General features: G+C 43.9%; 14 protein-coding genes and 1 riboswitch. Of the genes, 13 read left to right on the top strand and 1 reads right to left on the bottom strand.

From position 1 onward, the window contains the following. The first annotated feature begins 793 nt into the window (after nucleotides 1–793). The 13 genes from polX to FZC78_RS01210 all read left to right on the top strand — a co-directional run bounded on the left by polX (nucleotide 794) and on the right by FZC78_RS01210 (nucleotide 19,562). The gene (gene polX / locus FZC78_RS01270) at nucleotides 794–2,515 is read left to right on the top strand and encodes a DNA polymerase/3'-5' exonuclease PolX (protein ID WP_148937883.1); all 1,722 of its coding nucleotides are present in this window, start codon (nucleotides 794–796) and stop codon (nucleotides 2,513–2,515) included. 19 nt (nucleotides 2,516–2,534) lie between these two features. Further along, a complete protein-coding gene (locus FZC78_RS01265; protein WP_148937882.1) occupies nucleotides 2,535–4,889 on the top strand; it encodes an endonuclease MutS2 in 2,355 nt (784 codons plus the stop codon). Between the two features lie 222 nt (nucleotides 4,890–5,111). Continuing rightward, complete coding sequence (locus FZC78_RS01260) at nucleotides 5,112–5,519, top strand: DUF350 domain-containing protein (RefSeq protein WP_148937881.1); 408 nt, start codon at nucleotides 5,112–5,114, stop codon at nucleotides 5,517–5,519. Between the two features lie 249 nt (nucleotides 5,520–5,768). Then, nucleotides 5,769–7,466, top strand: a complete 1,698-nt coding sequence (locus FZC78_RS01255; RefSeq protein WP_148937880.1) for a long-chain-fatty-acid--CoA ligase — start codon at nucleotides 5,769–5,771, stop codon at nucleotides 7,464–7,466. Between the two features lie 187 nt (nucleotides 7,467–7,653). Further along, nucleotides 7,654–8,241, top strand: a complete 588-nt coding sequence (locus FZC78_RS01250; protein WP_148937879.1) for a TetR/AcrR family transcriptional regulator — start codon at nucleotides 7,654–7,656, stop codon at nucleotides 8,239–8,241. Between the two features lie 26 nt (nucleotides 8,242–8,267). Continuing rightward, nucleotides 8,268–9,041, top strand: coding sequence for an enoyl-CoA hydratase (locus FZC78_RS01245; RefSeq protein WP_148937878.1), 774 nt, complete (start codon nucleotides 8,268–8,270; stop codon nucleotides 9,039–9,041). A 106-nt stretch (nucleotides 9,042–9,147) separates the two neighbouring features. Next, nucleotides 9,148–9,921 carry an electron transfer flavoprotein subunit beta/FixA family protein gene (locus FZC78_RS01240; RefSeq protein WP_148937877.1) on the top strand — a complete coding sequence of 258 codons (774 nt, stop codon included), beginning with the start codon at nucleotides 9,148–9,150 and terminating at the stop codon, nucleotides 9,919–9,921. 94 nt (nucleotides 9,922–10,015) lie between these two features. Then, nucleotides 10,016–10,996: an electron transfer flavoprotein subunit alpha/FixB family protein gene (locus tag FZC78_RS01235; RefSeq protein ID WP_148937876.1), complete on the top strand. Its 981-nt coding sequence runs from the start codon at nucleotides 10,016–10,018 to the stop codon at nucleotides 10,994–10,996. A gap of 480 nt (nucleotides 10,997–11,476) precedes the next feature. Then, a complete protein-coding gene (cydD, locus tag FZC78_RS01230; RefSeq protein WP_148937875.1) occupies nucleotides 11,477–13,207 on the top strand; it encodes a thiol reductant ABC exporter subunit CydD in 1,731 nt (576 codons plus the stop codon). Beyond that, nucleotides 13,204–14,919 carry a thiol reductant ABC exporter subunit CydC gene (cydC, locus tag FZC78_RS01225; RefSeq protein WP_148937874.1) on the top strand — a complete coding sequence of 572 codons (1,716 nt, stop codon included), beginning with the start codon at nucleotides 13,204–13,206 and terminating at the stop codon, nucleotides 14,917–14,919. Before cydD ends, cydC begins: the two co-directional genes overlap by 4 nt. A gap of 398 nt (nucleotides 14,920–15,317) precedes the next feature. Continuing rightward, complete coding sequence (gene trxA / locus FZC78_RS01220) at nucleotides 15,318–15,632, top strand: thioredoxin (protein WP_148937873.1); 315 nt, start codon at nucleotides 15,318–15,320, stop codon at nucleotides 15,630–15,632. Between the two features lie 307 nt (nucleotides 15,633–15,939). Next, nucleotides 15,940–17,712, top strand: a complete 1,773-nt coding sequence (gene uvrC / locus FZC78_RS01215; RefSeq protein ID WP_148937872.1) for an excinuclease ABC subunit UvrC — start codon at nucleotides 15,940–15,942, stop codon at nucleotides 17,710–17,712. 284 nt (nucleotides 17,713–17,996) lie between these two features. Beyond that, a riboswitch (Lysine riboswitch) is annotated at nucleotides 17,997–18,175 on the top strand. 142 nt (nucleotides 18,176–18,317) lie between these two features. Beyond that, nucleotides 18,318–19,562: an aspartate kinase gene (locus FZC78_RS01210; protein ID WP_148937871.1), complete on the top strand. Its 1,245-nt coding sequence runs from the start codon at nucleotides 18,318–18,320 to the stop codon at nucleotides 19,560–19,562. A gap of 210 nt (nucleotides 19,563–19,772) precedes the next feature. Here FZC78_RS01210 and FZC78_RS01205 read toward each other — a convergent pair whose 3' ends face one another. Further along, entirely contained in the window at nucleotides 19,773–20,216 is a 444-nt protein-coding gene (locus FZC78_RS01205; protein ID WP_426899782.1) for a YslB family protein, read from the bottom strand. Between the last annotated feature and the right edge of the window lie 134 nt (nucleotides 20,217–20,350).

Below are 20,350 nucleotides of genomic sequence, written 5' to 3'. Positions count from 1 at the left end.
AGTTAGTAGTGTGATTAAGGGCTAAACACTATACTAAAAGGGGGAATCCAGGAGTTAGTAGTGTGATTAAGGGCTAAACAGTATACTAAAAGGGTAAATCCAGGAGTTAGTAGTGTGATTAAGGGCTAAACACTATACTAAAGGATTGAATTCTGAATTTAGTAGTGTGATTAAGAGCTAAACAGTATACTAAAAGGGTAAATCCAGGAGTTAGTAGTGTGATTAAGGGCTAAACACTATACTAAAGGATTGAATTCTGAATTTAGTAGTGTGATTAAGAGCTAAACACTATACTAAAAGGGTAAATCCATGAGTTAGTAGTGTGATTAAGGGCTAAACACTAAACTAAAAGATGGAACCCAGGAGTTAGTAGTGTGATTAAGAGCAAAACACCATACTAAAAGATGAAATCCCTGACTTATTGGTGTTTACTTCGGGAATGCACCTAAAATGCCACACCCCCAAAAAATGGCACGAATATCCGGAAAACCCACTAAAAATGCCACCCCCTCAAAAAAAAAGCTCGTTTATCCTACAACGCACCCGAAAATGTCAGCATATCAGCCCTCAATCGGTCCTGAAATATCGGGAACCTAAATCGCCGTGAATCGGCCACTAAATATACAACCACATATCAATCCGAACCCTTCCCCGCCACACCAATCACTCATCTTCAAGGTATCTCTTTTTCCCTTTGTGAGCGTATTCTGATAGTATTAGTATTGGAGTCTGAAAATAGAGTCCCAAAAGAAATAGACATTACTCTGACAAATTTTAATAAGAGGGTGATCGAATGGCTGTCAACAAAAAGAATATTATAAAACTACTTGAAACAATTGCTATATATATGGAATTGAAAGGCGAAAACACGTTTAAGGTATCTGCTTTCAGGAAAGCGGCCAACGCGCTTGAAACGGATGACAGAAGCTTGAGTGAAATTCAATCGTTCACAGAGATTAATGGAATTGGAAAAGGAACAGCAGCTGTCATTGAAGAATACATCACTGAGGGGGAATCAAGTGTTCTGGAGGAGCTTCAGAAAGAAGTTCCAGAAGGCCTAGTTCCCCTGTTAAAGCTGCCTGGCCTTGGCGGGAAGAAGATTGCCAAGCTATACCAGGAGTTGAATGTCACGAACATAGAGGATTTGAAGGATGTCTGCGAGGCGGGCAAGGTTTCGGCATTGTCCGGTTTCGGCAAGAAGACTGAGGAAAAAATCCTTCAGGCGATTGAAAGTGCCGGCTCGCAGCCGGACCGGCTTCCGATTGCTTATATGCTTCCGATTGCTGAGAAAATCGAACAGACTCTTTCAGGAATGAAGGGAGTTAAGGAATTTTCACGAGCAGGAAGTTTAAGGCGGGTGAGGGAAACAGTCAAAGACTTGGATTTCATTATTGCCGTCGATGATGTCCAGACAGTGAAAGAACAGATTATGAGTCTTCCGGATATAAAGGATTCCGCTGCGGCGGGAGATACAAAGATTTCCCTTACTTTCCTTTATGAATGGGAAGTATCCGTGGATTTCAGACTTGTAAAACCCGAAGAGTATGCAACTGCTCTCCATCACTTTACTGGCTCTAAGGATCATAATGTCCGTATGAGGCAGATCGCCAAAGAGAGAGGCGAAAAGATCAGTGAATACGGAGTCGAAAATGCTGAGACGGGTGACATTGCGACATTCCGTTCTGAAGAGGAATTCTTCAGCCATTTCGGCCTGCCGTGGATTCCGCCTGAACTGAGGGAAGATGGCAGGGAAATCGACCGCTATTCAAATGACTATGGGCTGGTTGAATTGAAGGACATCCAAGGCGACCTTCATATGCACTCCACCTGGACAGATGGCGCCCATTCATTGGAGGAAATGGTTGAGGCTTGCAGAGAAAAAGGGTATAAATATATGGCATTCACAGATCACTCGCAGTATCTTAAAGTAGCGAACGGACTGACTGCCGAAAGACTATTGAAACAACGGGAAGAAATCCGCCAATTGAATGATAAATATGATGATATTACCATTCTTTCAGGTATCGAAATGGATATCCTCCCGGACGGTACACTGGATTATGAAGATGAAGTACTCCAACAGATGGATCTCGTGATTGCTTCCATACACTCCAGTTTTACACAATCACGTGATAAAATAATGGATCGTCTGAAGACAGCTCTTAAGAGTGCTCATGTCGATATCATCGCCCACCCGACTGGAAGGATCATCGGCAGGAGGGAAGGTTATGATGTGGATGTTGATATGCTGATCGAACTGGCAAAAGAGACTGGCACTGCGCTTGAACTTAATGCTAATCCAAACCGTCTGGACTTGTCTTCTGAAAATATCAAAAAGGCAGAGGAAGCCGGCGTCAAGATTGTCATCAATACAGATGCCCACAGCATCGACCATCTTCAATTCATGGAAGTTGGCGTCGGTGCAGCAAGAAGAGGCTGGGTAAAATCAAGTTCAGTCATCAACACCTATGAGAGTGATGACCTGTTGAAATTCTTAAATAGAAATGATGGATAGTTAGGGAGGAGTATACTCCATGAATGATAAAGTATTAAGGACATTGGAATTTAATAAGGTAAAAGAACTGCTTTCAGGCTTTGCCGCTTCTGCACTTGGAAGAGCAAAGGCGGAAGCCCTGCAGCCTTCCACAACCCTTGAAGAGGTAATCAGAATACAGGATGAGACAGATGAAGCGGCCAGCATCCTGAGACTAAAAGGTCATGCACCGCTGGGAGGGATCTTTGATATCCGTCCTGCTGTCAAACGCGCTACAATCGGCGGCATGCTGAGCCCCCAGGAATTTGTGCAGGTAGCGAGCACCATTTATGCCAGCAGGCAGATCAGACTTTTCATGGAGGATCTGGGAGAGGAAGAAATAGAGCTTCCGATCCTGTCTGAAAAAGTCAGCGAGATGACGGTTTTAACCCCTCTTGAACATAAAATCAGAGCGGTCGTCGACGAAAATGGCGGAATTCTGGATTCTGCCAGTGATTCCTTAAGGCAGATCCGCTCGCAGATCAGGGCAAATGAGGGGCGGATCAGAGAAAAACTTGAAAGAATGATCCGATCCAGCAATGCGCAGAAAATGCTTTCAGACGCGATCATCACCATACGGAATGACCGGTATGTTATACCGGTAAAGCAGGAATACCGCGGAAATTATGGAGGCATCATTCATGACCAGTCCTCTTCAGGCCAGACTCTTTTCATTGAGCCTGAGGTTATTGTGACGCTTAATAACGCATTGCGTGAATTAAAGCTGAAAGAAGGACTGGAAATCGAAAGGATCCTTACCGAATTGACGGTAGAGGTCAGTGGATATTCTGAGGATTTATTAACGATTGTCGCCACCCTGGCCGATATAGATTTTATGTTTACTAAAGCAAAGTACGGAAAGTCCATTAAAGGGACTAAGCCTGAGATTAATGGCGAACAAGTACTGAAACTGAACAGGGCGCGGCATCCGATGCTCACGATTGAGGAAGCAGTCCCCAATGACATTGAATTGGGCAAAGATTTCAGTTCGATAGTCATCACCGGACCGAATACCGGTGGTAAAACAGTGACGTTGAAAACTGTCGGGCTGCTGACATTGATGGGGCAGGCGGGACTGCAGATTCCTGCTTTGGATGGCTCTCAATTGGGAGTCTTTCAGAATGTCTACGCTGATATCGGTGATGAACAGTCGATAGAGCAAAGTTTGAGTACCTTCTCTTCACATATGGTGAATATTGTAGATATTCTTAACAAAGTCGACCACGAAAGCCTGGTTCTTTTCGATGAGCTTGGTGCTGGAACAGATCCGCAGGAAGGGGCGGCGCTGGCGATTTCCATCCTGGACGAAGTACATCAGAGAGGTGCGAAAGTCGTTGCTACTACCCACTATCCTGAACTGAAGGCTTATGGCTATAATCGGGAAGGTGTCATCAATGCCAGTGTGGAATTTGATGTAGAATCCCTGAGTCCAACCTATAAGCTGCTGATCGGGGTCCCGGGCCGAAGCAACGCATTCGAAATATCCAAACGGCTTGGATTGGCCGACAGGGTCATTCACCGCGCCAAATCACACATCGGAACAGACAGCAAAGAAATTGAAAATATGATTGCTTCTCTTGAGAAAAGCAGGAAAGATGCTGAAGCTGATTATGATGAAGCACATGAACTTCTTAAGCAAGCGGATAAGATGCATAAAGACATGCAGAAACAAATGATGGAGTTTTATGATAAGCGTGACAGCTTATATGAAAAAGCCGAGGTGAAAGCCTCTCAAGTCGTTGAGAAAGCTAAAGAAGAAGCAGAAGGCGTTATCAGAGACTTGCGGAAAATGAGGCTGGAAAAAAGCGCTGATGTTAAAGAGCATGAGCTGATCGATGCCAGGAAAAGGATTGAAGGCGCTGCGCCTAACTTGGACAGAAGCAAACCGAAAAAAGCCGCTTCGAGCCAACGAGAGCTAAAACCGGGAGACGAAGTGAAGGTCCTTACATTTGATCAGAAAGGCCACCTGGTTGAAAAAGTATCCTCAAAAGAGTGGCAGGTTCAAATGGGAATCATGAAGATGAAGGTTAAAGAATCCGATCTTGAGTTCATTCAGGCAGAGAAAAAGGTTGAAACCAAACCGCTTGCTACTGTCAAAGGAAAAGATTTTCATGTAGGCTTGGAACTGGACCTTAGGGGAGAAAGATTTGAAAATGCCCTGTCCCGAGTCGAAAAGTATATCGATGATGCCTTATTGGCAGGCTACCCGCGTGTTTCCATCATCCATGGTAAAGGAACGGGTGCCCTCAGGCAGGGAGTGCAGGAATACTTGAAAAACCACCGCTCTGTCAAAAGGGTCCGTCTTGGCGAAGCGGGCGAAGGCGGAACCGGTGTCAGTGTAGTGGAATTTAAGTAAAGTAGTAGTTCCTGAGCTGGCGGCCGCTTCCGCTATTAATGCAATTTATCCGCAGCGGCCGAGGGTCCGTACCCACTGGAACGGACTTAGCCCCTCGGGGTCAAATAACCCGGAGAGAATAAAAGGAAAGAGCGCCTTTTTTCTCTCCGGAACATTTGCCTGTCGGGGCTGATCAGGCCGCTTCCACTTTTTATACAATAAATCATTTAAGGGTGTTTAGGGATGGAAAACTTTTGGGAAAATGAATTTATTCAGACGGCTGGTTACTACAGTGTCGTCGTACTGTTTCTTGTGCTGTTCCTTTCCATTTTCGAACTTGTTACGAAGTACAACAACTGGGAAGAAATAAAGAAAGGAAATATGGCGGTGGCTATGGCTACAGGCGGGAAGATTTTTGGTATCGCCAATATCTTCAGGCATTCAATCGCTGAAAATGATACCCTGCTGACAACGATTGGCTGGGGAGTGTTCGGGTTTTTCCTGCTTTTAACCGGGTACTTCATCTATGAATTTATGACACCTAAGTTTAAGATTGATGAAGAAATCGAGAGAGATAATCGGGCAGTCGGGTTTATTTCCCTTGTCATATCAGTAGGCCTGTCTTATGTCATAGGAGCGGGCATCTCATAAGGAGAGAGAAATGGAAACATTAGCAAAAGTATTATTGGGACTTTGTGCCGTGTTTATAATTGTGGGTATCCTTTACATGGTTTTCTTCGTGTAAAGGGCAAAAGGAGAGCGGCGGCTGCCGTTCTCTTTTTCATTAGTCCGAAATATACATAGTTTATTAAAGGAATTCGAATTGATACAGTAGTAAAGATATACTATAATAGCATAAAGAATTAAAATTTTCTAAAAATTTAAAAGGGGTGAAACAATATGGAAAAACCATGGCTGGAATTATATCCGGAAGAAATCAAGAAAGAACTGGATTATACACCTAAGCCGCTGCAGGACTATCTGACGAAAGCAGCAGAACTATATCCCGACAAGTCCGCTATCCACTTCATGGGAAAGGAAATCAATTACCGAGAACTTTATAATTCCGCATTGAAGTTTGCCAATTATCTCAGAACTCTGGGAGTTGAAAAAGGGGACCGGGTGGCGATCATGCTGCCGAACACCCCGCAGTCAGTCATTGGCTATTATGGAGTCCTCTACGCAGGCGGAGTCGTCGTTCAAACTAATCCGCTCTATATGGAGAGGGAAATCGAGTATCAGATGAAAGATTCAGGTGCTAAAGTCATCCTTACAATGGATATCCTTTTTCCAAAGGTGACAAAAGTAATGAAAGAGACTTCTTTGCAGCATGTAATTGTAACCGCTATCAAAGAATATCTCCCGTTTCCTAAGAATTTAATTTATCCTTTTATTCAAAAGAAGCAGTATAACATTGTCGTGAAGGTAGAGCCATCTGAGAAGAATCATCTTTTTACAGATATCATGAAAACGGCGGATGGCACTCCTATTGATATACCGTTTGATTTTGAAGAAGACCTGGCTTTGCTTCAATATACGGGAGGAACAACTGGATTTCCCAAAGGAGTCATGCTGACTCATAAAAATCTTGTTTCCAATGCCATGATGTGTGACACCTGGCTTTATAAGTGTAAAAAAGGAGAAGAAATTATTCTCGGCATTCTCCCATTCTTTCATGTGTATGGTATGACCACCGTCATGATCCTTTCTGTCATGCAGGGTTATAAAATGGTGCTGCTTCCTAAATTTGATGCAAAAACCACGCTGAAAACGATCCAGAAGCAAAAGCCTACTTTGTTTCCTGGTGCACCGACCATTTATATTGGGTTATTAAACCATCCAGATCTGAAGAAATACGACTTATCTTCCATTGACTCCTGTATAAGCGGTTCTGCTCCTCTTCCGGTAGAAGTACAGCAGAAATTTGAAGAAGTAACCGGCGGAAAATTAGTGGAAGGCTACGGCCTGACTGAATCGTCGCCTGTCACTCACTCCAACTTCCTGTGGAACAGGGAAAGGGTGAAAGGAAGCATAGGCATACCTTGGCCCGATACAGATGCAGCTGTTTTTTCAATGGAGACCGGCGAAAAGCTTCCGCCGAATGAAATCGGTGAAATTTGTGTCAAAGGTCCACAAGTGATGAAAGGCTATTGGAACCGACCGGAAGAAACAGAAATGACTCTGAAAGATGGATGGCTGCTTACGGGTGACCTGGGATATATGGATGAAAGAGGTTATTTCTTCGTAGTGGACCGGAAGAAAGATATGATCATTGCCGGAGGCTTCAACATCTATCCGCGGGAAATCGAAGAAGTGCTCTATGAACACCCGGATGTCCAAGAGGTTGTCGCGGCCGGGATTCCCGATCCTTACCGAGGTGAAACCGTAAAGGCATATATTGTTCTTAAGGAGAATTCCAAACTGGCGGAGGAAGATCTGGATTCATTTGCAAGGAAGCATCTTGCTGCTTACAAAGTACCAAGAATATATGAATTCCGGGATGAACTTCCGAAAACGGCTGTAGGGAAAATCCTGCGAAGGGCCTTGGTCGATGAGGAAAAAAACAAATTAAAAGAGAATGATGAAAAACTCGGTTAATTTTATTTGGAGAATACACAACTTCATACTAGAATAGGTTATGGCAAAAACATTGAGGCGGCCACCAGGCCTTTCTTTTTGAAAGAGATGTGGACAAGGATATTCTTCTTGACTTTTTTTCTCTCACATTTTATGATGAATTTATGAATGAATAGTCATTCATTATTTCTTAGAGGCAGGGCATGATATGAAAAGAGACAAACCGAAGTATAAACAAATTATTGATGCCGCTGTAATAGTGATTGCTGAAAATGGATACCACCAGGCCCAGGTTTCAAGGATAGCGAAACAGGCCGGGGTTGCGGATGGGACCATATATCTTTACTTCAAAAATAAAGAAGATATCCTGATTTCACTTTTTCGTGAAAAGATGGGAATGTTTGTCGAAAAAATTGAAGAAGTTATAGCAGGAAAACGAACAGCAGCGGAGAAGTTATTAGTGATGATTGAAAATCATTGTAAGATTTTGTCGGAAGATCACCATCTGGCAATCGTCACCCAGCTGGAGCTTAGGCAGTCCAATAAGGACATTCGATTGAAAATCAATGAGGTCCTTAAAGGCTACCTGATCGTCATAGACAAGATTTTGATAGAAGGAATCGAGTCAGGGGAATTTTCGAAAGATCTCGATATCCGCCTTGCACGACAGATGATTTTCGGCACTATCGATGAAATGCTTACCAATTGGGTCATGAATGAACAAAAATATGACCTGGCAGCACAAGTTCCTGCGATACATAAACTGCTGCTGAACGGCTGCGGTTCAAGGAACTGAAGTATTGTGTAAGGGAGGAAGACTAGATGCAGTATCTAAGTTTCAAGATTGAAAATCAGGCAGCGTTCGTTACTATTCAGCGTCCTCCTGCAAATGCTCTTGCCAGTGACTTAATTATCGAACTGGACGAACTGATGGATGAGCTGGAGAAGAATGAAGAAGCACGAGTCATCCTGCTGCATGGTGAAGGCAGATTCTTTTCTGCAGGAGCAGATATTAAAGAGTTCACCAAAGTAGAAAGCGGAGAGGATTTCTCGAAGCTTTCCAAAAGAGGGCAGGACCTTTTTGAACGCATGGAAAATTTCCCTAAACCAATCATTGCAGCCATTCATGGAGCTGCATTGGGAGGGGGCCTTGAACTTGCGATGGGCTGCCATATCCGCCTTGTCGGCGAAAATGCAAAATTGGGGCTTCCGGAGCTGCAGTTAGGGCTTGTTCCTGGATTTGCCGGGTCTCAGCGCCTTGCTAAGTTTGTCGGATCTGCGAAAGCGGCCGAAATGCTGCTCACAAGTGAACCAATTTCCGGGAAGGAAGCGGTTCAATGGGGATTGGCCAATAGAGCATACCCGGATGATGAGGTCCTTCAGCATGCGAAAGAAATGGCGTTCAGGATTGCGAAGAAGAGCCCTGTGGCAATGAAAGCTGCTTTGGAACTTCTAAGCTTTTCCAAACATGAACGCTTTTATGAGGGAGTCAGACGGGAAGCGGAATTATTCGGAGATGTATTCGTTTCCGAGGATGGCCAGGAAGGCATCAAGGCATTCATTGAAAAGCGTACACCTGAATTCAAGGGCAGATAAGCCGGGCTCCCGGCTCTTCCTTGAATCACAGGTAAAAATTTTTACTTTAAATATTCTCAATCTTTTTAACCGATTGAAAGTTTGAAATTTTAGGAGGGAACTAGAAATGAACATTTACGTATTAATGAAAAGAACTTTCGATACTGAAGAAAAAATCAGTATTTCAAATGGCCAAATCAGTGAAGATGGTGCAGAATTCATCATCAATCCTTACGATGAATATGCGATAGAGGAAGCAATCCAGGTCCGTGACGAGCACGGCGGAGAAATCACAGTTGTCACTGTCGGCGGCGAAGAAGGTGAAAAACAGCTTCGCACTGCTCTGGCAATGGGGGCTGATAAAGCGGTACTCATCAACACAGAAGATGATGTGGAAAACGGCGATCAATTCACTACAGCCAAAATCCTTGCCGAATACTTAAAAGACAAGGAAGCAGATTTAATCCTTGCAGGAAACGTTGCCATTGATGGCGGATCAGGCCAGGTTGGACCACGAGTAGCGGAACAACTGGATATCCCTTATGTAACCACTATCACAAGCCTTGAAATCAGCGGAGGAACTGTAACGGTTGTCCGCGATGTAGAAGGCGATTCCGAAACAATCGAAACATCTCTTCCTTTACTCGTAACAGCACAGCAGGGGCTGAATGAACCGAGATACCCTTCTTTGCCTGGTATCATGAAAGCAAAGAAGAAACCATTGGATGAAATTGAAATCGATGATTTAGATCTTGAAGAAGAAGATGTTGAGGCAAAGACAAAAACGATTGAAATCTTCCTGCCGCCTGAGAAGGAAGCGGGCAAAATTCTTGAAGGTGAGCTTGAAGACCAAGTAAAAGAACTGGTCGGTCTGCTTCACACGCAAGCCAAAGTCGTTTAATACAAGGGAAGAAGCCGCTGATCTGCTAAAAGCAGCATTAGCGAACGATCCTTATATACAATCAACAGATCATTCACTCAGGAGGTAATCGAACATGGCAAGAAAAGTATTGGTACTTGGAGAAGCACGTGACAACGCATTGAGAAACGTTTCTTTCGAAGCAATTGCTGCGGGTAAGACAATTGCTGAGGGAGGAGAAGTAGTTGGAGTTTTATTGGGCAGTTCTGTAAGCGCTTTAGGAAATGAACTAATTCAATATGGAGCTGACCGCGTAATCGTGGTTGAGGATGCAAAGCTGGAGCAGTACACTTCCGATGGTTATTCTCAAGCATTGATGGCTGTCCTTGATCAGGAAAGCCCAGAGGGAATCATTTTTGGCCACACAGCCCTTGGAAAAGATCTTGCTCCTAAGATTGCGAGCAAATTAGGATCAGGACTGATTTCCGATGCCACTTCTCTTGAAGAGGCAGGCGGAAACCTAGTATTCACACGCCCGATTTATTCCGGTAAAGCATTTGAAAAGAAAATTGTGACAGACGGATTGATTTTCGCGACAATCCGCCCGAACAATATTGATCCACTTGAAAAAGATGAATCCAGAAGCGGAGATGTAAGTTCTGTTTCTGTGGAAATCAAGGACCTTCGTGCAATTATCAAAGATGTTGTCCGAAAAGCAACGGATGGTGTAGATCTTTCTGAAGCTAAAGTCGTCATCGCAGGAGGGCGCGGGGTGAAAAGTACAGATGGTTTCGGTCCGCTGAAAGAGCTTGCCGATGTATTAGGCGGAGCTGTTGGAGCTTCTCGTGGTGCATGTGATGCGGACTATTGCGACTACTCCCTGCAAATTGGGCAAACGGGTAAGGTTGTTACTCCTGACTTATATATTGCCTGCGGTATCTCAGGTGCCATTCAGCATTTGGCCGGTATGTCCAACTCCAAAGTGATTGTTGCCATCAACAAAGATCCTGAAGCAAGCATCTTCAATGTAGCAGACTACGGAATTGTGGGAGACTTGTTTGAAGTGGTGCCGATGTTGACAGAAGAATTCAAGAAATTAAAAGTTTCTTCTTCTTAATCAGCAGTCTGTAAGCTGACTTGGAAATTCATTTGATGAATGATTTTAATTAAATTTAGAGAAAGCATCCGTGAAAGTGACGGGTGCTTTTTTGTGTGTTTCAATGGTTTCTCTCTTGTTCTTTAGAGGAATAGAGAGGAGTAGAGCACTGTACTGGTTTATAAGAATGGGTGGCTCAAAGACAGACTTAAGCGACGTGGAAAAAAATTCTGGTTTTATATATTATTTTAGGAAGTATACTGCCCATTAAGGAAGAGGAAGGGCCGAGATAATGACTGGCAATAAGAGCAAGCTGGCATTGTTCAATGAAGACAAACAATACATCCAATATTAAAAGGTACATAGCGAAGAATCTAGTCGCTCAAACCCTCTCAGATGAATTTCTCCTGATAATTATGTATAATGACATTATAAAATTGTGAATATATTCACAAACATTCTAAGCAGATTTTTCTTTTTAAGATAGGAGATTTTTTAAAAATGAATATACTAAACCCATTTTTGAAACATCATAGAGGAACATTAATATACTTAGGAATAATAGCAACCCTTACAGGGTTAAGTATCATAACTCAGGCATATTTAATTGTGACTGTGGTTGACCGGGTGTTCCTTCAAGGACAACCCTTCGCTGATGTTGTTCCTTTTCTGGGCTGGCTAGCGCTTGTCCTGCTGGTCAGGGTCTTGCTGAACTTTGGCAGTGGACGAGCAGGTGCAAGGATGGCTTCTAAGGTAAAAGACAGCTTTCGGCAAAGGCTGCTGGCTAAATTCACTAAAAACCCTCTGCAGGCTTCTCTTCAAGGCCAGTCCGGTCGAAAGGTGAGCGTCATGCTGGATGCGGTTGACGAGATTGACAGCTATTTCAGCCGTTACATTCCCCAGGTTATCCAGACTTCGATTATTCCGCTCATGATCCTAGCTGCTGCATTCACTCAGCATATTTCAACAGGGCTGCTGATGATGATTACTGCCCCATTCATTCCTTTGTTTTTTATCATAATCGGAATGAAAACGCAGAAAAAATCAGAAGAGCAATTGGATAAAATGTCGGCCTTTTCAGGGAAGTTTCTTGATACTCTTCAAGGCTTAACGACCTTGAAATTATTCGGACAGTCTGCAAATCAAAAAGAGGCCATTCGAGAAAGCAGTCACGGTTTCAGGGATGCGACGATGGATGTACTGAAGGTAGCCTTTATTTCTTCCTTGATGCTTGAGTATATTTCCATGCTCGGGATTGGATTGATTGCCCTTGAACTGGGACTTCGGCTTGTTGTTTTTGAAAGTGTGGAATTCTTCACTGCATTCTTTTTACTGGTGCTGGCACCGGAGTTTTATGCAGCGATCAAAGAACTTGGCAGTGCCTTTCACACAGGCAGAGGCAGTCTCGGTGCTGCAAACAAAATAAAGGAGGAGCTCGATAGATCGGATCTCCCTGTCAAATGGGGAGAGAAGGAACTGTCGGTTTCAGCTCCTCCTTTGATCAGCATGAAGGATGTTGGGTTCAAATATGAAGATGGGGGATTCCAATTAAAAGGCTTTTCTGCCGATATAAAACCCTATACAAAAACAGCGGTAGTCGGGCGCACAGGTTCAGGAAAGTCAACTCTTCTTCACTTGCTTGCCGGACTTGCAGCTCCCTCCAAGGGACAGATTGAAATTAATCAGCAGCCTCTTTCAACCTATACGGAAGAATCCTGGTTAAATGAAATCAGTTATATTTCCCAAAGACCTTATGTATTTTCAGGTACTATCGCAGAAAACATTGCGATTGGAGCGAAAAGAGACTCAAGTCGGCAGGAAATTGTAAAAGCTGCTGAAAAAGCTGGGTTGTCAGAGATGGCTGAGGCGCTTGATCAGGGTTATGATACCCGGGTAGGTGAAGGCGGCCGAGGCTTATCGGGAGGAGAGAAGCAGCGTCTAGCCATTGCGCGGGCATTTTTGAAGGACCCTGCCGTCATCTTATTTGATGAGCCGACGACAGGGCTTGATTTAAAAACAGAACGAATATTACAGGAATCGATCGAAGAGCTTTCAGAGAGGGCGACGGTCATCACCGTAGCGCATAGACTGCATACCATCAAAGATGCTGATTTGATTCTGTTCATGGAAAATGGAGAGTTAATAGGGAGCGGCACACATGAAGAACTGATTGAAAAAGTTCTGGAATATCGCAGCATGGTGTCAGTTCAGCAAAGGGGGGATGCGGGATGAAAGATCTGATGCTTGTTATGAAGGAAGTTGGCCGTGAAAGAAAAGATATCTTGCTTTCGATTTTATTCGGGGTTTTAGCCGGTATTACAGCGGTGGGCCTTTTTGCTTCCAGCGGATACTTGATTTCCAAGGCCGCTTTCGTTCCGCCTCTGTATGCGTTAACTGTCATGATTGCTTTATTGAAGCTTTTTGGGCTGGCGCGTGCTGGCAGCCGGTATGGGGAACGCTTATACTCCCATCGGGCCACTTTTTCGATTCTAAGCAACCTGAGAGTTGATTTCTTCAAAAGGCTTGAACCCCTGGCACCCGGCATTTATCAAAAATATCGGAGCGGAGATTTGCTATCGAGGATTGTAGGGGATGTAGAGAGACTGCAAAACTTTTTCCTGCGTGTGTATTACCCTCCCATTGTCCTGGTCATCGTGTTTTTAAGCACGGTTGTCTTCATGATGTTTTTCTCTGTATACATTGCTTTGGTATTGATTGTGGGGCTTATACTGACATCGCTGGTTGTGCCTGCAATTTTTGCCTACAGAAAGCGCAGGCTGGATTATCGTTTGCGTGAGCGGAGAGGCAGCCTATCTACAGAAGCGACAGAGATTTTATATGGATTCCGGGAACTGAAATTGTATCAGCGTTTAGAGGAAAAAGAAGAAATGCTGAAAGATTCCTCCCAAAAATATATCGAAGATCAAGAACGCGAAACTGTTCAACTAATGTTCAATCAATCTGTAAATTCAGCAGTATCTCTTATGGTGTCATGGGCTGTCCTGGCACTCGGTGCGTACTTCGTGACACAAGGCCAGCTTGAAGGCGTTTTTTTGGCAATGCTTGTCATGGTCTCTTTGACTGTATTTGAAAATTCCGCTCCGATGGCAGCACTGCCCGGCCATTTGGAAGAGAGCCGCGCAGCCTCTCGGCGTTTGTATTCTGTAGTAAAGGAAGAGCCGGTTTTACCCTCTGCCCCAATCGCGAGGCTGCCGGAATCTCAATCTTTATCTGTGGAATTCCAGGAATTGTCTTACCACTTCGAAGGAGAAAGCCGCAGGGCATTGAATGAGGTGAGCTTTCAGTTGCCGGAGGGTTCAAAAACGGCTATTGTCGGCCCCAGTGGATCTGGTAAATCAACGGTGTTGATGATGCTGCTTAAAGTGCTTCAAGCTGCCGAAGGAGAGATTAGGATTGGAAACCATCCGCTTAATCATGTGGATGAGCACGATCTCTGGTCGAAATCTAACGTGGTATTGCAGGATAACCATTTCTTCTATGGAACTATCCGGGAAAATCTTGATTTGGCACGAGCTGATAAAACAGATGAAGAACTAATGAAAGTCCTTGAAAAAGTCCAGTTAGCTCATTTTAATCTTGACAGCGAAGTTCTCGAACGTGGAGAGAATTTGTCAGGCGGGGAAAAACAGCGGCTTGCCATCGCCCGTGCCATGTTAAAGGGAGGGCGTCTATGGATATTGGACGAACCTACATCTTCAATTGATGTGCTGACAGAGAAGACTATTTATGAAGAGCTTTTTGAACAAGCAGCGGATAATACACTTGTGCTGGTCAGCCACCGCTTAACGGGACTGGAGAAAATGGATCAAATTATCGTGATGGAAAAAGGACAGGTAGTTGAAACAGGAACATTTGATGAATTGATGGCAAAGCAAGGGTACTTCTTTGCTATGAAAGAGATTGAAAGAAGTGTATTTGGATAAGGCAGTGGCGGAACTGATCCCCAAAGGGTTTAGAATCAGGCATTCCACTTTATATGGTAAGAACTAATTTTCTGTTTTTAGGTACCATAGTAGTCTTATCTGTTCTTTTCAGGGTGAGTGTTTTTTATCCCAGCGTGTCTAATACCCTATTACGGTGACGGTCTTCGCGGCAGACGCAGGTCTGGCGGTTATACCGGGAAAGCATTTATAAAAGATATGCTTTTACCAAATAAGGCAAAGGAGAAAATCCTCGTTTCCGTTACCCTCGAGTCCAGGGAGCCATCCATGAATAAACAAGGCAAAACAGGGTAAATTACCTGCGAGCATATTTATAGCATCATCAATAGAACGATGATATACTGACGTTAACTTTTAAACATAATTGGAGGCGAATATAAATGGCTATCACAAATGCAACAGATCAAAATTTCAAAAATGAAGTAAGTTCAGGTTTAGTACTTGCTGATTTCTGGGCGCCTTGGTGCGGACCTTGTAAAATGATTGCACCAGTTCTGGAAGAGCTTGACTCCGAAATGGGCGATAAAGTGAAAATCGTCAAAGTTGACGTTGACGAAAACCAAGAAACTGCAGGAAACTATGGTGTTATGAGTATCCCGACACTAGTTGTTCTTAAAGATGGAGAAGTAGTTGACAAAGTCATCGGCTTCCAGCCTAAAGAAGCTCTTGCTGAATTACTGAACAAACATGCTTAATGAATAAGAAGAAACGAGCCGATTGGCTCGTTTCTTTTTTTTGCAAGGTAAGGTGCATGGTATATCTCATCTGCTCAGGATACAGTCTTCCTTTGCTGGTAACCTTTAAGAAGAAAAGCTTCGTGCCGGCTGGATTGTATTCTTTTGCCAGAAGCCCGCCAGTTGACCTTGGCGGGCTAATTGCCTATGATTATTGAAGAAAGTTTACTGATTTCCGTTCATTTTTCAAGCTGTTTTTACAGGGGTCTTCATTTGTATCCTTTGAAAACTGCTTATGTTTAGTGGTAAGCCGCAGGGGGTGAGGGTAATGAACGAGAATATATCAAACAAACTGGCACTGCTCCCGGATCAGCCGGGATGCTACCTGATGAAAGACAGACAAGGGACCATCATCTATGTTGGTAAGGCAAAGGTGCTGAAGAATCGGGTAAGGTCCTATTTCACAGGTTCTCATGATGGTAAAACACAAAGGCTCGTCGGAGAGATCGAGGACTTTGAATATATAATAACGTCTTCAAATCTGGAGGCACTGATCCTTGAATTGAATTTGATCAAAAAATATGATCCAAAATATAACGTCATGCTGAAAGATGACAAGAGTTACCCTTTTATCAAGCTGACGGCAGAAAGACATCCGCGGCTGATTATCACACGCAATGTCAAGAAAGATAAGGGAAGGTATTTCGGTCCTTATCCAAATGCAGGGGCAGCAAATGAAACGAAGAAGCTGCTCGACCGGATCTACCCTCTAAGAAAATGCGATAACCTTCCTGACCGGGTATGCTTGTACTATCATCTGGGACAATGCCTGGCACCGTGTGTCCATGAAGTGCAATCTGAAACATATAAAGAGCTGACAAATGAGATTGCCCGCTTCTTGAACGGCGGTTATAAGGATATTAAAAAGGAACTTAACGAAAAGATGGGCCAGGCTGCAGAAAATCTTGAATTTGAACGCGCAAAAGAGTTTCGTGATCAAATTCAGCATATTGAGGCGACGATGGAGAAGCAGACGATGACCATGACCGACTTCACGGACCGTGACATCTTTGGATATGCGGTCGATAAAGGTTGGATGTGTGTTCAGGTGTTTTTTATCCGGCAAGGGAAGCTGATTGAACGTGATGTTTCTATGTTCCCCATCTATGATGAACCGGCAGAGGAATTCCTGACCTATATCGGCCAGTTCTATACCAAGGCCAATCATTTTAAACCGAAGGAGATCAATCTTCCTGAAGGGATTGACGAATCAATCGTATCAGAGCTTCTGGAGGTAAGGACGACACAGCCTAAGAAGGGGCAGAAAAAGCAATTGGTTCAATTAGCGGGCAAGAATGCTGAAGTTGCACTGAAGGAAAAGTTTTCCTTGATTGAGCGGGACGAGGAAAGAACCATCATGGCAATTGATAAATTGGGTGAGGCGATGGGTATCTATACTCCTCACCGTATCGAAGCCTTTGATAACTCCAATATCCAGGGCACTGACCCTGTCTCGGCAATGATTGTCTTCATTGACGGCAAACCGGAAAAGAAAGAGTACCGCAAGTATAAGATCAAGTCTGTAAAAGGGCCGGATGATTATGACTCCATGCGTGAAGTAGTGAGAAGAAGGTATTCCAGAGTCTTGAAAGAAGGACTGCCGCTCCCTGATTTAATCGTCATAGATGGTGGGAAAGGCCAGATAGGCGCTGCAAAAGAAGTGCTGGAATTGGAATTGAATCTCGATATTCCTGTAGCCGGACTGGCAAAAGACGACAAACATCAGACATCTGAATTGCTCTATGGAAATCCGCTCGAAATTGTTCCACTTGAAAAAAGGAGCCAGGAATTTTATCTGCTGCAGAGAATCCAGGACGAAGTGCATAGATTTGCGATTACCTTCCACCGCCAGCTGAGAGGCAAAACCGCCTTTTCTTCAATGCTGGATGAAGTTAGCGGCATTGGTCCTAAAAGAAAAAAACAGCTTCTGAAAACTTTTGGATCCATGAAGAAAATGAGAGAAGCTTCTATGGAGGAACTGATCGAAGCGGGGCTTCCAAAAGCAGCTGCCGAGGAATTGATGGAGAAACTGAAAGAATAGCATAGGTACACCCTGCCTTGAAATGGCAGGGTGTTTTTTTGTTTGTCCGAGGGCAATGTATGTCTTCAATGTGCTTGTTCGGAATGCATCAAAAGCGGGAATGTACCCGAGGTGCTGGCTTGGAGACATTCAAAACGAGTAAAAGATCGAGAAGATGTCCTCAAGAAGCCAGCCTTGGTTAATTAAAATACTCGCCTTCCAAGAGATGAAGAAAATAGGATTGTCATCATTTACGTTGTGTGTTAAAATGAATGAAAATTTTATAAAATTATCACTTTTATACAAGTGGTGATAGAGGTGCGGACTTTCATCAGTAGATGTTTCGAGGAGTATGGGCTCTTTTGACAGGCATTGAAAGGGAAATTCGCCGAAGTGAGAACAGGCTCATGGCTGTTTTCGCTGGTTCTGTGTTTAAGAGATGCAGAATTGTCAAGATTAACAGTCTTGGAGAGCTATCTCACGTGGAACCTGCATAATTTTGCGATTTCACAGGCAATGAGATACTATCTCATTGCCTTTTTTATTGAGGTTTGGTTTTCGTGATGGACCGTTATTCTTGTACTTATACTTAGAGAAAAAAACACTTAAGAAAAGAGGACGAGAATGTGGGACTGATTGTACAGAAATTTGGAGGAACCTCCGTCGGCGATATGGAAAGAATCAAAAATGCTGCTTTGCGTGTAATCGAAGAGAAAAACAGGGGCAATGACGTAGTGGTTGTGGTTTCGGCTATGGGGAAAACAACCGACGGGCTGGTCGATTTGGCTTATCAGGCTTCTGCCAAGCCAAGCAAGCGTGAAATGGATATGCTCCTTACTACCGGTGAACAAATCACCATTTCGCTGCTGACGATGGTGCTGCTTGAATCAGGATATGACGCGGTTTCTATGACAGGCTGGCAGGCAGGCATTGAGACAGAAGATATACATGGCAATGCCCGTATCACTAACATCAATAGTGACAGAGTCCAGCAGAACCTTAGAGACAACCGTATTGTGGTAGTTGCAGGGTTTCAAGGAATGGCAGAGAGAAGAGAAATAACCACCTTGGGACGCGGCGGTTCAGATACAACGGCTGTAGCCCTTGCCGCAGCGCTGAATGCAGATCGGTGCGATATATATACAGACGTGGATGGAGTTTATACTTCTGATCCCCGATATGTGAAGAACGCCCGTAAGCTTTCATCCGTCGCTTATGACGAAATGCTGGAACTGGCTAATCTTGGTGCCGGTGTTCTTCATCCTCGGGCAGTGGAATTTGCCAAAAATCATGGAGTACCGCTGGTAGTAAGATCAAGCATGGACAAACAAGAAGGTACAATGATTGAGGAGGAAGTTTCAATGGAAACAGGGTTGATTGTTCGAGGAGTAGCGTTCGAAGAAGAAATAATCAGGATGACTGTAATAGGACTTGAAAATGAAATCACAGGCCTTTCTTCCATATTCACCACTCTTGCAAAAAATCACATCAATGTCGATATCATTATTCAGAGTAAGACAGAGACAGGAAGTATCAATCTTTCTTTCTCCATCAAGAGAGAGTCCCTGGAGGATGCGGTCGAAGTGCTGCAAAATAATCGTGGACAGCTTGGATTCAGTTCCATTGAACATGAAAGCGGACTGGCTAAAGTTTCCATTGTGGGCTCAGGCATGATCTCCAATCCGGGTGTAGCGGCACAGATGTTTGAAGCGCTGGCCAATAATCAGATTCCAATCAAAATGGTAAGCACATCAGAAATCAAAGTTTCTGCTGTGGTGGATGAAGCACAAATGCTGAAAGCGGCGGAAGTACTTCATACGGAATTCAATCTTGATAAAGCACAGAAGCCGCAAAAGGTTTCGGTAAAATAAATACTTGAAAGGCTTTCCACACCTGGAAAGCCTTTTAAATAGTAGTTTGAAAATGGGCATCGCTTCTGGATCCAGCTGCAGTGCCCAAGGGAGTACCCACTGGAACGGACCCTCTCGGTTAAATAACCCCTGGAGAATAAAAGGACACTGTTCTCTCCGGGGAACATTTGCCTGTCGGGGCTGAACGGGCCGCTTGCGCTTTTTATAATACTATTCTATTTTATCCTTGGGATCAGTCCGGACGATGAACTTGACTGTCTTGGATCTCTTATGGATCTCTTCAGCCGCTTCGGTGACGGCCTTTTTTTTAGACTGAACTTGTTCCGCTAGAAAGCCTGCTTCCATCTTGAAGGAAATGTCTGTTTTGAGTGAAAGTCTTCTTTCGACGAATGGTCCTGATAAAATAAAGATCTGTTCGTCTTTTTTATCATCAGCAAGGCTCAATTTCCCCCAGCCTGCCTCCAAGAAGAACGCTTCTGTTTCTTCCAGTGAGACAAGAGGAAATCTCCTTGCAAGGCTTTTGCCGCCCCAGTAAAGAATGTCTGTCGTATGCTTGCCCAAAATCTCGGGCAGCAGGATATCTCTCATCAATTCGTACCCAAACAAGGGAACGGCTTCCATTTCCCCGCTTTTTTGGTTATTGCTGCTTTCCAAAACGAATCCCCTCTTTCTATAAGGCTCTCTTCCTGCTCGCTTTAAGAGAGTTATTATCTGATTATTTTCCACTGAATTGTAAAAGTATTCCTGAGGTTTTTGTCGATTTCTAAAAACATTCCAGTGCATCAACA

The organism is Rossellomorea vietnamensis, from assembly GCF_008180415.1.
Lineage (GTDB): Bacteria > Bacillota > Bacilli > Bacillales > Bacillaceae_B > Rossellomorea > Rossellomorea vietnamensis_C.
This window is presented reverse-complemented; position numbering and strand designations above follow the sequence as displayed.

Coding starts and splice junctions, on each gene's coding strand:
- polX (WP_148937883.1), top strand. CDS start 794: ATGGCTGTCAACAAAAAGAATATTATAAAACTACTTGAAACAATTGCT.
- FZC78_RS01265 (WP_148937882.1), top strand. CDS start 2,535: ATGAATGATAAAGTATTAAGGACATTGGAATTTAATAAGGTAAAAGAA.
- FZC78_RS01260 (WP_148937881.1), top strand. CDS start 5,112: ATGGAAAACTTTTGGGAAAATGAATTTATTCAGACGGCTGGTTACTAC.
- FZC78_RS01255 (WP_148937880.1), top strand. CDS start 5,769: ATGGAAAAACCATGGCTGGAATTATATCCGGAAGAAATCAAGAAAGAA.
- FZC78_RS01250 (WP_148937879.1), top strand. CDS start 7,654: ATGAAAAGAGACAAACCGAAGTATAAACAAATTATTGATGCCGCTGTA.
- FZC78_RS01245 (WP_148937878.1), top strand. CDS start 8,268: ATGCAGTATCTAAGTTTCAAGATTGAAAATCAGGCAGCGTTCGTTACT.
- FZC78_RS01240 (WP_148937877.1), top strand. CDS start 9,148: ATGAACATTTACGTATTAATGAAAAGAACTTTCGATACTGAAGAAAAA.
- FZC78_RS01235 (WP_148937876.1), top strand. CDS start 10,016: ATGGCAAGAAAAGTATTGGTACTTGGAGAAGCACGTGACAACGCATTG.
- cydD (WP_148937875.1), top strand. CDS start 11,477: ATGAATATACTAAACCCATTTTTGAAACATCATAGAGGAACATTAATA.
- cydC (WP_148937874.1), top strand. CDS start 13,204: ATGAAAGATCTGATGCTTGTTATGAAGGAAGTTGGCCGTGAAAGAAAA.
- trxA (WP_148937873.1), top strand. CDS start 15,318: ATGGCTATCACAAATGCAACAGATCAAAATTTCAAAAATGAAGTAAGT.
- uvrC (WP_148937872.1), top strand. CDS start 15,940: ATGAACGAGAATATATCAAACAAACTGGCACTGCTCCCGGATCAGCCG.